Source organism: Kushneria sp. AK178, from assembly GCF_053903105.1.
The window spans coordinates 700,574-715,063 of record NZ_CP096381.1 but is presented as its reverse complement, the minus strand read 5'-3'; the positions used below and the strand labels follow the sequence as shown (position 1 = coordinate 715,063).

Here is a 14,490-nt window from a genome sequence, read left to right as displayed (position 1 = left end):
AGGAGAGGTATCATGGCCATTCCCGCCATCGCGAGCTATTCACTGCCCGCCACCAGCGAACTGCCCGACAACCGGGTCAGCTGGCAGGTCGACCCCGCGCGCGCCGTGCTGTTGATCCACGACATGCAGCGCTACTTTCTGGACAAGTATGACGCAAGCGCCGCGCCGATTCCCGAAGTGGTCAACCATCTGGCCGCGCTGATCGCAGCGGCCCGCGCCGCAGGCGTGCCGGTGGTCTATACCGCCCAGCCCACCGACCAGCCCGATGATGATCGCGCCCTGCTCAACGATTTCTGGGGCCCAGGGCTGCCGGCGCATCCCGAGCAGTATCCGGTGGTGGATGAACTGGCCCCGCAGGAAGGGGATGTGGTGCTGACCAAATGGCGCTACAGCGCCTTTCAGCGCAGCGACCTGCGCGAGCGCATGCGCGACCGGGGCCGCGACCAGCTCATCATCGGCGGGGTCTATGCCCACATCGGCTGTCTGGCCACGGCACTGGAAGGCTTCATGCAGGACGTGCAGTGCTTCATGCTTACCGACGGCGTGGCCGATTTCTCGCGCGCCCGTCATGACATGGCGCTTGACTACGTGGCCGGCCGCTGCGGCGTGGTCATCCCCAGCGCCCGGGCCCTGGAAGCGTTCGACGCCACACAGGGCGACCGGCAAACCGAAGCCGGCATGACGCAGGCCGCGCTGACCCGGCGGGTAGCCACGCTGGCCGGCGTCAGCGCCGAAGACATACCAGCTGATGACAACCTGCTCTTCTACGGACTGGACTCGATGCGCATGATGACGTTCGTCGAGGAACTGCGCCGGGAAGGCTTTGATGTCAGCTTCATGGATCTGGTCGAAGCGCCGACCATTATCGACTGGGTCGCACTGCTCAACCGTCAGGGAGTCAGCGCATGAGTGCCGCTGAAATGATTGCCAATCAGGCGGCTCAGACCGCCCCGCCCCCGAAGGGCAAAAAGCGCCCGCCGATGCTGCTGGAAGTGGTGCGTCGCGAGGTCATCACCGAGCACATGATCCGCATCGTGCTCGGTGGTGAGGCGCTGGAAGGCTTCCCCGCCCACCGCGGCGGCGGCCACATCAAGGTCTTTCTGCCGCTGGCACATCAAAGCGCCCCGGTGCTGCCGCAGCTCACCGAGGCCGGCGTGGTCTGGCCGGCGCTCGAGGAGAAGCCGATCACCCGCACCTACAGCGTGCGTCATTTCGACGCCGAGCGTCGCGAACTGAGCGTGGACTTCGTCGCCCACGGCGATGAAGGCCCGGCCTCGCGCTGGGCGCTGGCCGCAAGGCCGGGCGACATGATCGGTATCAGCGGCCCCGGCGGGCCGAACCCGCTGCTGCCGCCGGCCGACTGGTCGCTGATTGCCGGCGACATGACCGCCCTGCCCGCCATCAGCGCCCTGCTTGAAGAGATGGATGAGCAGGCCCGCGGCGTGGTGCTGATCGAGGTGACCGATGAGACCGAACGCCAGGCGCTGACGCATCCGCCGGGCATGGAAGTGCACTGGCTCTATCGCGGTGACATGCCGTCGTGCCTGTCGACGCTGCAGGTCGATGCCGTACGCGCCATGGACTTCCCCGAGTCCGGCAGCGTCTCGGCCTGGGTGGGCGGCGAAAACTCGGCGGTGCTCTCCCTGCGCGAGCACCTGATGGGCATCCGCGGTCTGACCAAACGTCAGCTCTATGCGGTGCCCTACTGGCGCCACTGCTGGAACGAGGAGCGCTATCATCAGGAGCGTCACCGCATCATGGATGAGCTCAAATGAGCGGCGAGTTTGAAGGCGAACACATCGTCATTACCGGCGCCGCCCGCGGCATTGGGGCGACGCTGGCTCGCGATCTTCTCGAGGAAGGTGCCAGCGTGGCCCTGCTGGACAGTCTTGCCGAGACGCTCTCCGACACGGCCGCCCGGCTCAAACAGGCATTCGGCGCCGAGCGGGTCAGCACGCAGGTGGTGGATGTCGGTGACTCGACCGCGGTGGAGACCGCCATCGAGGCGATCGAGGCGTACACCCCCATCACGCGGCTGGCCCATGTCGCGGGCGTACTGCAGATGGGCCGGGTCACCGAACTCACCGATGCGCAGTGGCTGCACGCACTGAATGTGAACACCACCGGCGTTTTTAACGTCACCCGCGCCGTGGCGCGACGGATGGCCGAGCGTGAACACGGCGCCATCGTGGTGGTCGGCTCCAACGCCGCCGATACGCCACGCCAGGCGATGGGCGCCTACTGCGCCTCCAAGGCGGCCACCCATCAGCTGGTGCGCTGTCTGGGGCTGGAAATGGCCGAACACAACGTACGCTGCAACATCGTCTCCCCCGGCTCCACCGATACCGACATGCAGCGCGGCATGTGGGCGGATGACAGCGGGCGCGACAACGTCATCCGCGGTTCGCTGGCGGGGTGGAAGCTGGGCATTCCGCTGAAACGCATTGCCGAGCCTGAAGACGTCAGCGAAGCGATCCGCTTTCTGCTCTCTGACCGGGCGCGGCATATCACCATGCATGACATGCGCATCGACGGCGGCGCCACGCTGGGCATTCGCTGAGACATTCAAACCTGTTGATAAGCATTAAAGAACCCGGCCATGAGCCGGGTTTTTAGTGTCTCGCAAGCGCTTGGAAGTATTAAAAACGGCGCCGACAGGGCCGGCGCCGATGAGATCACAGGTCGTAGCGCAGTGAGGCCACCACGTTCGACGGCGCGCCGTACATGTTGAAGGTTCCAGTGCTGCCCACACGCTCATAGTACTTCTTGTCGAGGATGTTGTTGAAATTGAGCTGACCCGACAGGCTCGGCGTGAAGTCGTAACCGACCATGGCATCGACCACTGCATACCCCGGCGCCTCAACGCCCTGACTGGAATGAAAGCCATCCATTGCCGTGACGCCACCGCCGATGTGGAAACCGTCCAGCGCCCCGCCCTCAAAGCCATACTGGGTCCACAGATTGACCATATTGTGCGGCATCAGCAGGAAAGTAGCTTCTTCGTCGCCGTCTTTCACCTCAGTGTCCAGATAGGTATAGCCGGCAATCACGTCCCACTGATCGGTAATGCTGCCGGTCAGCTCAAGCTCGGCGCCCTGGATGCGCCGCTTGCCGGTATCAGCGTTATAGTTTTGTCCGGTAACGCCGGCCGCGTAGTTTTCATCGTACAGGCGGAAGGCGCTCATGCGAGCATTGAGGTCACCGTTAAAATAGCTGCCTTTGATGCCCACTTCATACTGCGTGCCCTCACGCGCCTTGAGCAGATCGTTATTGGCATCCGTCTGCGTTTGTGGCTTGAACACTTCGGAGTAGCTGGCATACAGCGAGTGGTGACGATCCAGATCGTAAACCAGACCGCCATAAGGCGTTAACTTGCTGTCGTCGCTGCGACTACTGACGGCATCGTTGTTGCCATGGTCAGTGACGCGAGCCTGATAGGAACTCAAACGAGCGCCGCCGATCAGAGCCAGGTCCTGAATCGGCCGGAAGGTCAGCTTGGAATAGAGGCCATACTCTTCAAGCGTTTCGCGCTGATCTGAAATTCGGGCACCAGACCTGTCGGGAGCAAGAAAATCGATCTCGGTAATATTTCTAATGCCATCAAATGAAGTGGGCCCGTCTCCCAAACCATCATTGAAATAAGTATTATCCGGACCGCCTCTTGCAGCCACTGAGCTTCGAACCGTGTCTGTTTCGTAACGCTTGTAATCGGTGCCGACCACGAACTCACTAACATTACCCAGTGCATCAAAGGGCTGACTGTAGCTGGCGTCCATGGAGAGTGATTGCTGATCTACATCGCCGCCTGTGCCTCTGGCGTCAAAACCTCCATTTGCCTCAACACCAGTACCACCAAACACATAATTGTAGTTAGCCTGCCTGGTAGAATAACGTGCGGCAAATCGGCCATAACCACCGTTATCAAACTGATGCGTCAGCTCGGCAATGTAGTCATTGCTTTGCATTTCAAAACTGTTCCAGTCCGCCCCTGCAAAAGTAGAGCGTGTGACATCCAGCAAATTCCCATCTGCATCGGTCGGAAGGCCGTTATTGACAGTAATGTCCTTGTGCTGCCGAAGATAAGCCAGCGACAGCATGGTGTCTTCGTCCAGATCAACATCCAGCGCACCATAAAAGGTCTGATTGGTATTGTCGTTGTGATCGACAAAGCCGTTGGTATCACTGTTGTCGATGACCAGCCGGCCCCGCACGCTGCCATCGGCATTGATCGGCCCCGAAAGATCCGTTTCTACATAATTTTGATCCCAGCTGCCATAGCGCCCGGTCACGTGGCCCTGGAAATCGTGGGTCGGGCGCTTGCGCACCAGATTGACGATACCGCCCATTTCGCTGGTGCTGTTAAAGAGCCCGGACGGCCCGCGCATGATCTCGACGCGATCAAACGCCGACAGGTTGGGCACCGTGCCATTAATGCTGGCCATGGGCGCTGGCAGGCCATCGATGTTGTATTCATCATATTCGTAGCCGCGGGCATAGATCGACGACCGGCCGCTATCGTTGGAGAGCACGCGCATGCCCGGCGTGCGTTTGGCCAGCTGATCAAGCGTATCGAAGTTCTGATCCTCGATCGCCTCGCGGGTCACCACGCTGATCGACTGCGGGATATCGCGCAGGGCGGCCGGGGTTTTGGTGCCGACGGTGGCGGCATCCACGCCGTAGCCGCCGGTCTGCTCGGAGGGGAGCATGTCATAGAGCCGGTTGCCTTCCACGGTAATGGTGTCCAGGCGTGAGCCATCGCCGCCGGACGCCGCAGCCGTGGTGGTTGTGGTGACCGTGGTGGTCTCCGCCGCGTCACCGCTTTGCTGCTCGGCGGCCCAGACGCCACCGGCGACCGGCAACAATACCGCTCCGGCCAGAAGCGAGCTCAGATAGCGTACTTCCCCTGCACCGGGACCGAACTTCCCCGTTCGACTCATGACTGTTCCCCTGACTGTTATGGATCACTACCATCTTTTTTGATTGGCGCTGAAGGCCGCGCTCAGGCATGCGAGCGAAATCACAGTAAGCCCAATGATAAGGATTATCAAGTGTACATCCATATCATTTGAGGCCGGGCACGCATGCCCGTCGATCGCGGGCGCAGAGTCTATTCGAAAACGCACGAATGTCGGGCGGCCGGGATCAAAAAGGGTCGTGGTATCAGAAGCCGGGTGTCGTCGGAAGAGGCCGGGCGGGCGCTGAAAGGGAGCGTGAGGGCATCATGGAGGGCGTGGCAGCCGGGCGTTTGGTGACACGGGCAGGCGGCGTTGCGCCCCTGCCCGAAAACACGATATCAGTTGGCCGCGTCCTGAATGGACTCACCGCCCGACTCGATATCTTCACCGGCACCGCCGACCGTGTTGCAGGCAGACAGTGCCGCTGCGGAAAAGAGGGCAATCAGCATCATGCTCGTCCATTTTTTCATGTAACAGCTCCTTGTTGACGGGAATATATGGCATGCGATGGCGCCGGGTCCGGATCTGCCATCGCACTCCATGGCAGGAGTCTGGCATTTTTTGAACCGGTTTGCATTTCCAGTGGCGATCTCCTCCAATGCCACGGGAATATCCCTTCTGCTGCTCCGGGAGTGCCATCATGGCCTTTGCACTACATGAAAGACTGGCTGCGGATACCCTGCCGGTCGCCTCGCTCGAGCTTTGCGAGCTGCGCCTGATGAACGATGCCCGCTTTGTCTGGGCGCTGTTGATACCGCAGCGCGACAGCATTCGTGAAAGCTTCGAACTGCCCGGGCACGAGCGCGCCCGGCTATGGCAGGAGGTCGACCGGCTTGGTGAGTTTCTTCAACGCGAAACCGGGGCCGACAAGATGAATATCGGCGCACTGGGCAACATGGTGCCGCAGCTTCATGTGCATGTGATCGCACGATTCAGAGAGGATGCCGCCTGGCCCGGGCCGGTCTGGGGCGTCGGGCAGGCGCAGCCGCTGGATGACGAGCGCCGTCGGACGCGCCTGGCGCTGCTGCAGGCGTTTGCCGCCGGCATCAAAACCGGCTGAGAACGTAACCGCTCAGGGGGCCACGACACCCGCGCCCGACAATGGTCCCTCTCCGAGTCGCTCGGCAATGGATGTGGTCAGCCGATCAAGGGCGCCCACGCCCAGTGCCGCCCTGCCCTGCCAGGCTCTGAGCCGCAGCGCACTGCCGCGCGGGTCGTCATCCACGTGCGCCTCGACCCGCCATTCGGGGCGGGCGGCGTAGGTGGCGCGGATATCGCCCAGGGCGTGATCGCCGTAGACAATCACGAAGCCGCGCTCGGCAAGCGCCGCCATGGTGGCCTGTATGACCTGCTCGGGCGGTGCCCGGAAGTGCTCGAGCCGCTCGGGCGGGGGCAGTGAGGACGTGGTGGCACAGCCGGCCAGCATCATCAGCAGCACGGCCATGGTGATCCCGCGTCCTGTCCAGCGCCGCGCACCCCCGTGTACTGCCCTCATGGTGTCTCTCCCGGACGCGCCAGCGCCTGCTCGATGGCCGCATGTGTCTGACGGCAAAAGGGCTCCGGCGAGCCCGGGCGGGCGTCGATGACAAAGCCGTCGGGAGAGACGGTCATCACGCTGCGCACCGCCAGATAGCGCGGGCCATCAGCGCTGACCGAGACCCGCTCGAGGCTGTAGGGATCGGCGCGAAACACGTCGAAGGGGTCGCCGAGCCCGCCGCCCAGCATCACGCCGCGACGACGATTGCCGAACCATCCCATGCTGGTGCCGCGCCAGTGGCGGGTTGCGCCCAGCCCGGGCTGACGTCGGACGCGCTCGGCGCTGACCAGCCCCAGCTCGACGTCGCTGGCACGAATCTCGTAGTCCTGCGCCTCGAGCGCACCGGCAATGGCGCGGACCTGAGCCAGACGCGTCCCGCCGTATTCGGCGTAGCACGACGCCGGTACGGCCCGGTCGCTGGCGTCCAGCGGCTGCGTCGAAGGCAGCGACGTACAGCCTGCCAGCGCCAGGCTCAGCAGCGTCGGTTTCACAAGCCGTCGAATGGATGACATGGCGCGCCCCTGTGCAGTATCCCTGACACCCGAGAGTGATCCCATGGGAGAAAGGCGCCGAACCGCTGCCCTTTCAGTGAGACATTAGAGGGGATACGAAAGGCCTGCAATGTCTGCGTGACGCGGGCCGACAGGATAGGCAACCAGGGCAGGCACGGCGCTGCCGCGGGTTCTGGCGGCAATGGGGCCATCCACAGGACTGTCACCGAAGCGTTGAGCCGGCTGGAAAACGCGTCTGCCAACGCTGACCGACTCGCCGCGCAGACAGCAGGTCCCGTCATTTTGCACGAGATTGCCATGGAGCAAATCGGCGGGAGAAGCAAGCTGGTCCCTGACGTGCGGCTTCATCGCCATGCCGTGCTTTTGCATCCCCCTGAGGCACGCCATTGGCCGCCGTAACGCCTGCCGGGCTATGCTCGGGAGTTACAGTCCCTGCCGGAGAGTCTGCATGCACATTCTGATCGCCCCCGATAGCTTCAAGGATGCTCTGGGCGCCACTGACGCCGCGAACGCTATCGCCGAGGGCGTGCGTCAGGCCGCTCCCGATGCCGAGTGGACCCTGTGCCCGCTGGGCGATGGCGGCGAAGGCACGCTGGAAGCGCTGTTGACCGCCAGTGGCGCCGAAGCGCGCAGCCTCGAGGTTCACGATGCCCTGAACCGCCCACGCACGGCGCAGTGGGGCTGGATCGCCAGCCGCCGCACCGCCATTGTCGAGCTGGCCGAGGCCAGCGGTCTGCAGCATCTCGCCACCGAGGAGCGTGACGCCCTGCATACCACCACGCGCGGGGTGGGCGAGCTGATCCACGCGGCGCTGGAAGAAGGCGCCGAGCATCTGATCCTCACCCTGGGCGGCAGCGCCACCAATGACGGCGGCGCCGGCATGATGAGCGCGCTGGGTGTGCGCTTTCTGGACGACAGCGATCGGCCCCTCGAGCCCGGCGGCGCGGCGCTGTCCCGGCTTGCCCGCATCGATCTCTCCGGACTCGATCCGCGCCTTGAAGGGCTCACGGTCGAGGCGGCGGTGGATGTCAACAACCCACTGTGCGGCGACCAGGGCGCCAGTGCCATTTTCGGCCCGCAAAAGGGCGCCACCCGGGCGCAGGTTGACCAGCTTGATCAGGCGCTGGCGCAACTGGCCGAAGTGACAGCTCAGGATATCGGACAGGACCATCGCGACACGCCCGGCGCAGGCGCGGCCGGCGGCATGGGCTTCGCCGCGCTGGCCTTTTCAGGCGCCACGCTGCGCCCGGGCATCGAGCTGGTCATGGAACAGGTCGATTTCGAGCAGGCGCTGGAGCGCGCCGATCTGGTCATCACCGGCGAGGGGCGGCTGGACGGTCAGAGCCTGTCCGGCAAGACGCCGATCGGCGTGTCGCGGGCTGCCCACCGTCACGGCGTGCCCTGTGTGGTGCTGGCCGGCAAGCTGGACAGCGGCTGGGAGCAGGCTCTCGATGAAGGCGTCACCGCCGCCTTTGCACTGGCGGATGGCCCGATGGCACTGGAGGAAGCGCTCGAGCGCGCTCCGGAACTGCTGAGTGCCCGCAGCGCCTCGATCGTTCGCCTGTTCCAGCACGGGCGCTGAACAGGCAAACGATACGGATCAGACTCACTCCTCGTCGAAACGCAGCGTCCCGGGTGTCTCGTCTGATGGTGCAAACGGAGCGTGATGCTCGTCCCGGTGTGCCTCCTGCGCCTCGCGCCCGCGCCGGGCGCTCTCACGGACGCTTTCCGGCCAGGCCTTGCGGTTGCGCACCCCCAGCGCATTGAGCCGTCCGGCCTGGGCGATCAGGCTGCCCTGCCCGTCGCGCAGGCGGTTCATCGCCTGGCGATGGCTGCTGGTGGCACGCTCGAGCTGCGTGCCGACTTCCTCCATGCTGGTCACGAAGCCGTGGCACTTTTCCAGCAGCTTCTCGGCACGCGCAACGATGTCGCGGGCGTTGTCGTTCTGGCGCTCCAGCCGCCACAGCCCGGCCACCGTGCGCAGACTGGCCAGCAGCGTGGAGGGTGTGACCAGCACGACGTGGCGATCAAAGGCCTCATGGAAGAGCCGGTCATCGTGCTCGAACACGGCCGCAAAGGCGGGTTCGATGGGCATGAACAGAAACACCATGTCCGGAGCATTAAGTCCCGGCAGACGCGCATAGCCCTTGTCGGACAGCGTTTCGATGTGACTGCGCACCGAGCGCAGATGACGGCGCATGGCCTGATCACGGACGGCGTCACTGTCGGCGGCCACTACCTCGCCCCAGGCCGTGAGCGATACCTTGGCGTCGATGATCAGATGACGCGATTCGGGTAGATAAATCACGGCGTCCGGACGGGAGCGCCCCTGGTCGTGGGTCAGCACCACCTCGCGTTCGTACTCGATGCCAGGCCGCAATCCGGAGCGTTCCAGTACCCGTTCCAGAATCAGCTCACCCCAGTTGCCCTGCGACTTGTTGTCGCCCTTGAGCGCCCGGGTCAGGTTGCTGGCATCCTCGCTCATCTGACGGTTGAGCCCGGCCAGATACTCCAGCTGGGTGGTGAGCTGGGTACGGCTGTGCTGCTGCTCGCCGTGGAGGGTTTCAAGGCGCGCCCGAAACTGTTCGATCTGCTCGCGCACTGGCGCCATCAGGGCGCTGACGCTCTCCTGGCCTTGGCGGGAGAACTGCTGTTGCCGCTCGTCAAAGATGCGCCCGGCGAGGCGCTCGAACTCGTGGGTCAGTTCCTGGCGCGCGCTGCCCAAAAGGCTCAGACGCTCCTCGAAGTGAGCGGCGTCGCGCTGCTTTTCGGTCTCCAGGCGCGTGGTGCGCTCGCGATAATCCGAGAGTGCGTCGCTGACCTCGGACAGCCGGTGCTCGCGCTGCGTCAGCTGCGCTCGCAGTTCCTGGGTGTGCGTCTGTTCCCGCTCGAGCAGCGCCTCACGCTCGGCCAGCATGCGCTCGGTCTCCCCGACCTGCTCACGCAGGTGCTCACTCTCTTCTTCAAGCGTTGCCACCAGCGCACACTGGCCGCGGACGCGCCACCACAGGGCTACGGCCACGACCACGGCAGCGGTCATCGCCACCAGGGAGATCAACAGGGCAGTGTTCATGGGCATTTCCAGCGAATCATGACGGCTTGAGACAGACAGCACCGGTCGGGTGCCAGCTTACCCGAGGCCGGACACCGGCGCACTGGTGATCAATCGGTTTGATTAGCAGGTACTGCATGCACAATGCTGAGGCGACGTCTACGCTTGAGTGACGATTTTCGTAGCGGCCTAATGATGATCCGGCCCTGTTTCAGGAATCAGGTTTCAAGGAGGTATTGTTTACATGGAAACGATTCAGCTCCCCAACAGTGACCTCAAGCCGTCGCGCATTGCGCTGGGCACCTGGGCCATTGGCGGCTGGAAATGGGGCGGCACTGATGAAAAGCAGTCGATCGCCACCGTTCAAAGTGCCGTGGAGCGCGGCATCACCTGTATCGATACCGCTGCCGTCTATGGCTTTGGCGAATCCGAGCGTCTGGTGGGCAAGGCACTCAAGGAAGGCGGCATCCGCGATCAGGCGGTGCTGGCGACCAAGTGCGGTCTGAACTGGAACGACGATGGCCCCTACCGCGATGCCAGCCGCGCTCGCATCGAGCAGGAGATCAACGACAGCCTCAAAAGGCTGCAGACCGACTACATCGATCTGTATCAGCTGCACTGGCCGGACCCGACCGTGGACGTCGAGGAAGCCGCCACAGTGCTCAAGGAGCTGAAAGACTCGGGCAAGATCCGCGCCGTGGGCGTGTCCAACTTCTCGATCGAACAGATGCGCGCCTTCGAAGCGATCTGCCCGCTGTCCACCATGCAGCCGCCCTATAACCTGTTCGAGCGCGACATCGAGCGCGACATCCTGCCGGCCGTTCGTGACGACGGCGTGGGCACCCTGACCTACGGCGCCCTGTGCCGCGGCCTGCTCTCCGGCAAGATGCATCGTGACACCCGCTTTGAAGGCGACGATCTGCGCAACAATGATCCCAAGTTCCAGTCGCCGCGCTTCGAGCAGTACATCAGCGCCGTCGAGAAACTCGACGCCTATGCCCGCGAGCATTACGACAAGCGCGTCCTGCATCTGGCCCTGCGCTGGCTGCTCGACCAGCCCGGTGTCTCGGTCGCGCTGTGGGGCGCCCGTCGCCCGGACCAGCTCGACCCGGCCAACGAAGTGATGGGCTGGTCGCTCAACGATCAGGCCATGCGCGACATTGATGCCATCCTGTCGGAGTGCATCACCGACCCGGTGGGACCGGAATTCATGGCGCCGCCGACGAGAAACGAGGCATGAAACATGAGCCGCTGTCGGCATGATGCGGACAGCGCCTCTTGAAAGACCTTCCCATCGGCCGCAGGTGGATGGGAAGACAGCTATCACATGAACCACCAAAGGAATGGGGGAAGCACATGAATCAGGATCTGATGGGTGTTCGCGTTGCCATCATGGCCACCGACGGCTTCGAAGAGTCGGAACTGGCCGTACCGCAGGCCACGCTGACCGCACAGGGCATCGAAGTCCACGTTGTCTCGCCCGCACATGGCACCATTCGTGCCTGGGCCGAGACCCAGTGGGGCGAAGACTATCCGGTCGACAAGAGCCTTGATGAAGTCAGCTCGCATGACTATCAGGCGCTGGTCCTGCCGGGTGGTGTCCTCAACCCCGACAACCTGCGCACCAACGAGAAGGCCCTGACCTTTGCCCGCGGCTTTTTCGAGGAAGGCAAGCCGGTCGGTGCCATCTGTCACGCCGCCTGGACGCTGATCAACGCCGGCGTGGTCGATGGCCGCCGCATGACCTCGGTTCCGGCGCTGCGCAAGGATCTGGAAAACGCCGGCGCGAAGTGGGAAGACAGCGAAGTCGTCTGCGACAGCGCGTTCGTCACCAGCCGCCTGCCGCAGGATCTGGATGCCTTCTGCAGCAAGATGATCGAGGAAATCCACGAAGGCCGTCATCGCAAGCAGCACGCGTAAGACGCGCCCGATAGACCCCATTCAATGTCCAGGATAAGGAGCGTTCTGACATGAGCGAATTAAAAGGCACGAAGGTCGCCATTCTGGCCACCGACGGTTTTGAAGAGTCCGAGCTTGCCTCGCCGAAAAAGGCGCTGGAAGCCCAGAGCATCGAGGTCCACGTGGTCTCGCCCAAAAAGCACGGCATCATGGCCTGGGCGGAAACCGACTGGGGCGATGAGTATCCGGTCGACAAGGTGCTCGAAGAGGTCAGCGCCGATGACTATGACGCGCTGATGCTGCCGGGCGGCCACTTCAATCCGGACACGCTGCGTACCGATGAGAAGGCGCTGAGCTTTGTGCGCGACTTCTTCAAGGCCGGCAAGCCGGTCGGCGCGATCTGCCATGCGCCCTGGATCCTGATCAACGCCGAAGTGGTGGATGGCCGTCGCCTGACGTCCGTGCCGACCATTGCGCAGGATCTGAAAAACGCCGGCGCCCAGTGGGAAGACAGCGAAGTGGTCTGCGACAGCGCCCTGGTCACCAGCCGCACGCCGCAGGATCTCAATGCCTTCAACAACAAGTTGATCGAAGAGATCAAGGAAGGGCGTCACCGCAAGCAGCACGCCTGATATCGATTCATTGCGTGCGACCTGCCGTCGCTGAAGGCTCTACCGGCATCTCCTGCGAGATGCCGGTTTTTTGTTGGGCAGATGCCGCCCTGATCGTTTCGGTACAGGGCATGACGCCCCCGGACGACACGCCCCTTTCATGTGGAAGCGGCTGCAACCATTTTTTTTGAAACGCCTCAAAGGAACAGGCAAAGCATGACAGGACGTCATTGATGCATACAGTGTTATTGGCCTTATCACTGATTCTGGTCGCGGCCGGCAGCGGCATACTGGCCCGTTTCATGCCCCGTATTCCCCTGCCCATTCTGCAGATTGCCATCGGCGCGATACTGGCCTTGCTGAACACGCCGCTGGATATCAATCTGGAACCCCAGACCTTCATGCTGCTGTTCGTGCCGCCGCTGCTGTTTGCCGATGCCTGGCAGTTCCCCCAGCGAGAGCTGATGTCGCTGCGCCATCCCATCATTGCCCTGGCCGTGGGGCTGGTGCTGTTTACCGTGGTGGGCGCCGGCTTTCTGATCCACTGGCTGCTGCCCAATCTGCCGCTGGCCGTCTGCTTTGCACTGGCGGCCATTCTCTCGCCGACCGATGCCGTGGCGGTATCGGCCATTTCGGGCAAGCTGGGCGTGCCGCCGCGGTTGATGCATATTCTCGAGGGCGAGTCGCTGATGAATGACGCCTCGGCGCTGGTGTCGCTCAAGTTTGCCGTGGCCGCGGCCATGACCGGGGCCTTCTCCTTCGGTCAGGTCAGTCTGCAGTTTACCCTGATCACCCTGGTGGGCCTGTCGGTCGGCATTGCGCTCGCCTTCCTCTTTTCGACCATCCGCCGCAAGCTGATCGACAAGCGCGGTACCGAATCCTCGACCGAAATCCTGCTGGTCATGCTGATGATCCCCTTTGCCGCCTATCTGGTCGCCGAGCACTTCGACGGCTCGGGCATCATGGCGGCCGTGGCGGCCGGTGTGACCATCAACCGTACCGAGCTCAAGCGTTACGCCCAGACCCGCACGCGCATGCAGATGAACCAGTTCTGGGAGGTGCTGACCTTTCTGCTCAATGCGATGGTGTTTCTGCTGCTGGGTCTGCAGCTGCCCGACATCATCGGCGGGGCGATCCAGTCCTCTCTCAACGACGTTCGCAGTTTCAGTCTGACCGAGCTGGTATTTTATGTGATCGTGATCTCGCTGGCGCTGATGCTGCTGCGTTTTTTCTGGATCATGGGGGCGGTCTATCTCTCGAGACTCTCGTCACGGCGGCGGCGAACGGCGCATGTGCCCCTGTCCAGCGGCATCATGGCCGTGGGCACTCTGGCCGGCATCCGCGGCACCATTACGCTGGCCGCGGCACTGTCGCTACCGCTGACGCTGCCCGGCGGCGAGCCATTTCCGGGACGGGAGCTGGTCATCTTTCTGGCCACCGGTGTCATTCTCTTCACCCTGCTGGTGGGCAGTATCGCCCTGCCCCTGCTGCTGCGCCGCATGGACAAGCCCGATGACAGCTGGCGCGACGAGGAGGTCCGGGCAGCGCGTCACGCCGCCTCCAGCGCTGCCATCGAAGCGATCGAGACCTGGCACAAGGAGGCCGAAACGACGCGCGACTCAGAGCTCGAGCGTTCGATACTGACCGACACCAGTGCCCGATTAATCAGCTACTACCGCAGCCTGATGACCATCGACGACCGTCACTCCAGCTCCGAGCGCCACGAGCTCGATCAGCAATTCTCCCGCGAGATGCGTCTGGCAGCCCTGCGCGCCGAGCGGCGCGAGTACTACCGTCTGCGCGCCGCGCACAACATCGATGACGACACCCTGCGTCGGCTGGTACGCGAGCTGGACCTGGTCGAAATGGCGCTCACCTCACGCCCCAGACGCTGACCCCCGGCCTCCATTCCGGCGCGGGACGC

At 63.4% G+C, this 14,490-nt stretch carries 14 protein-coding genes; 9 read left to right on the top strand and 5 right to left on the bottom strand.

Annotated features, from left to right (window positions below):
- The first annotated feature begins 12 nt into the window (after positions 1-12).
- The 3 genes from M1D97_RS03235 to M1D97_RS03225 are packed head-to-tail and all read left to right on the top strand — an operon-like array spanning position 13 to position 2,560.
- Positions 13-909 (top strand): isochorismatase family protein, encoded by an 897-nt coding sequence (locus M1D97_RS03235; RefSeq protein ID WP_456269319.1) that lies wholly within the window; start codon positions 13-15, stop codon positions 907-909.
- On the top strand, positions 906-1,775 hold the full coding sequence (locus tag M1D97_RS03230) for a siderophore-interacting protein (RefSeq protein WP_456269318.1): 870 nt from the start codon (positions 906-908) through the stop codon (positions 1,773-1,775). The genes M1D97_RS03235 and M1D97_RS03230 overlap by 4 nt, the downstream gene beginning before the upstream one ends.
- Positions 1,772-2,560: a 2,3-dihydro-2,3-dihydroxybenzoate dehydrogenase gene (locus M1D97_RS03225; protein WP_456269317.1), complete on the top strand. Its 789-nt coding sequence runs from the start codon at positions 1,772-1,774 to the stop codon at positions 2,558-2,560. Before M1D97_RS03230 ends, M1D97_RS03225 begins: the two co-directional genes overlap by 4 nt.
- 115 nt (positions 2,561-2,675) lie before the next feature.
- On the opposite strand, the gene M1D97_RS03220 is transcribed toward M1D97_RS03225, so the two are convergent.
- Together M1D97_RS03220 and M1D97_RS03215 are read right to left on the bottom strand one after the other, a co-directional pair.
- Positions 2,676-4,862 carry a TonB-dependent siderophore receptor gene (locus M1D97_RS03220; RefSeq protein ID WP_456269316.1) on the bottom strand — a complete coding sequence of 729 codons (2,187 nt, stop codon included), beginning with the start codon at positions 4,860-4,862 and terminating at the stop codon, positions 2,676-2,678.
- Between the two features lie 431 nt (positions 4,863-5,293).
- Complete coding sequence (locus tag M1D97_RS03215) at positions 5,294-5,425, bottom strand: entericidin A/B family lipoprotein (protein WP_456269315.1); 132 nt, start codon at positions 5,423-5,425, stop codon at positions 5,294-5,296.
- 170 nt (positions 5,426-5,595) lie between these two features.
- Between M1D97_RS03215 and M1D97_RS03210 the strand changes: the two genes are divergently transcribed.
- Positions 5,596-6,015: an HIT domain-containing protein gene (locus tag M1D97_RS03210; protein ID WP_456269314.1), complete on the top strand. Its 420-nt coding sequence runs from the start codon at positions 5,596-5,598 to the stop codon at positions 6,013-6,015.
- 12 nt (positions 6,016-6,027) lie between these two features.
- On the opposite strand, the gene M1D97_RS03205 is transcribed toward M1D97_RS03210, so the two are convergent.
- A complete protein-coding gene (locus tag M1D97_RS03205; RefSeq protein WP_456269313.1) occupies positions 6,028-6,450 on the bottom strand; it encodes a hypothetical protein in 423 nt (140 codons plus the stop codon).
- Entirely contained in the window at positions 6,447-7,004 is a 558-nt protein-coding gene (locus tag M1D97_RS03200) for a hypothetical protein (protein ID WP_456269312.1), read from the bottom strand. The genes M1D97_RS03205 and M1D97_RS03200 overlap by 4 nt, the downstream gene beginning before the upstream one ends.
- Before the next feature lie 448 nt (positions 7,005-7,452).
- Between M1D97_RS03200 and M1D97_RS03195 the strand changes: the two genes are divergently transcribed.
- Positions 7,453-8,586, top strand: a complete 1,134-nt coding sequence (locus tag M1D97_RS03195) for a glycerate kinase (protein WP_456269311.1) — start codon at positions 7,453-7,455, stop codon at positions 8,584-8,586.
- A 24-nt stretch (positions 8,587-8,610) separates the two neighbouring features.
- Here the strand turns inward: M1D97_RS03195 and rmuC are convergent, their stop codons facing one another.
- Complete coding sequence (gene rmuC / locus M1D97_RS03190; protein WP_456269310.1) at positions 8,611-10,077, bottom strand: DNA recombination protein RmuC; 1,467 nt, start codon at positions 10,075-10,077, stop codon at positions 8,611-8,613.
- 223 nt (positions 10,078-10,300) lie between these two features.
- On the opposite strand from rmuC, the gene M1D97_RS03185 reads away from it, so the two are divergent.
- The 4 genes from M1D97_RS03185 (at position 10,301) to M1D97_RS03170 (ending at position 14,461) form a co-directional block, all read left to right on the top strand.
- Entirely contained in the window at positions 10,301-11,296 is a 996-nt protein-coding gene (locus M1D97_RS03185) for an aldo/keto reductase (protein ID WP_456269309.1), read from the top strand.
- A gap of 116 nt (positions 11,297-11,412) precedes the next feature.
- Positions 11,413-11,976: a type 1 glutamine amidotransferase domain-containing protein gene (locus tag M1D97_RS03180; protein ID WP_456269308.1), complete on the top strand. Its 564-nt coding sequence runs from the start codon at positions 11,413-11,415 to the stop codon at positions 11,974-11,976.
- A 50-nt stretch (positions 11,977-12,026) separates the two neighbouring features.
- The gene (locus tag M1D97_RS03175; protein ID WP_456269307.1) at positions 12,027-12,587 is read left to right on the top strand and encodes a type 1 glutamine amidotransferase domain-containing protein; all 561 of its coding nucleotides are present in this window, start codon (positions 12,027-12,029) and stop codon (positions 12,585-12,587) included.
- Between the two features lie 212 nt (positions 12,588-12,799).
- Positions 12,800-14,461: a Na+/H+ antiporter gene (locus tag M1D97_RS03170; RefSeq protein WP_456269306.1), complete on the top strand. Its 1,662-nt coding sequence runs from the start codon at positions 12,800-12,802 to the stop codon at positions 14,459-14,461.
- The last annotated feature ends 29 nt before the right edge of the window (positions 14,462-14,490 follow it).

Coding starts and splice junctions, on each gene's coding strand:
- M1D97_RS03205 (WP_456269313.1), bottom strand. CDS start 6,450: ATGAGGGCAGTACACGGGGGTGCGCGGCGCTGGACAGGACGCGGGATC.
- M1D97_RS03195 (WP_456269311.1), top strand. CDS start 7,453: ATGCACATTCTGATCGCCCCCGATAGCTTCAAGGATGCTCTGGGCGCC.
- M1D97_RS03225 (WP_456269317.1), top strand. CDS start 1,772: ATGAGCGGCGAGTTTGAAGGCGAACACATCGTCATTACCGGCGCCGCC.
- M1D97_RS03230 (WP_456269318.1), top strand. CDS start 906: ATGAGTGCCGCTGAAATGATTGCCAATCAGGCGGCTCAGACCGCCCCG.
- M1D97_RS03180 (WP_456269308.1), top strand. CDS start 11,413: ATGAATCAGGATCTGATGGGTGTTCGCGTTGCCATCATGGCCACCGAC.
- rmuC (WP_456269310.1), bottom strand. CDS start 10,077: ATGAACACTGCCCTGTTGATCTCCCTGGTGGCGATGACCGCTGCCGTG.
- M1D97_RS03200 (WP_456269312.1), bottom strand. CDS start 7,004: ATGTCATCCATTCGACGGCTTGTGAAACCGACGCTGCTGAGCCTGGCG.
- M1D97_RS03185 (WP_456269309.1), top strand. CDS start 10,301: ATGGAAACGATTCAGCTCCCCAACAGTGACCTCAAGCCGTCGCGCATT.
- M1D97_RS03210 (WP_456269314.1), top strand. CDS start 5,596: ATGGCCTTTGCACTACATGAAAGACTGGCTGCGGATACCCTGCCGGTC.
- M1D97_RS03175 (WP_456269307.1), top strand. CDS start 12,027: ATGAGCGAATTAAAAGGCACGAAGGTCGCCATTCTGGCCACCGACGGT.
- M1D97_RS03170 (WP_456269306.1), top strand. CDS start 12,800: ATGCATACAGTGTTATTGGCCTTATCACTGATTCTGGTCGCGGCCGGC.
- M1D97_RS03215 (WP_456269315.1), bottom strand. CDS start 5,425: ATGAAAAAATGGACGAGCATGATGCTGATTGCCCTCTTTTCCGCAGCG.
- M1D97_RS03235 (WP_456269319.1), top strand. CDS start 13: ATGGCCATTCCCGCCATCGCGAGCTATTCACTGCCCGCCACCAGCGAA.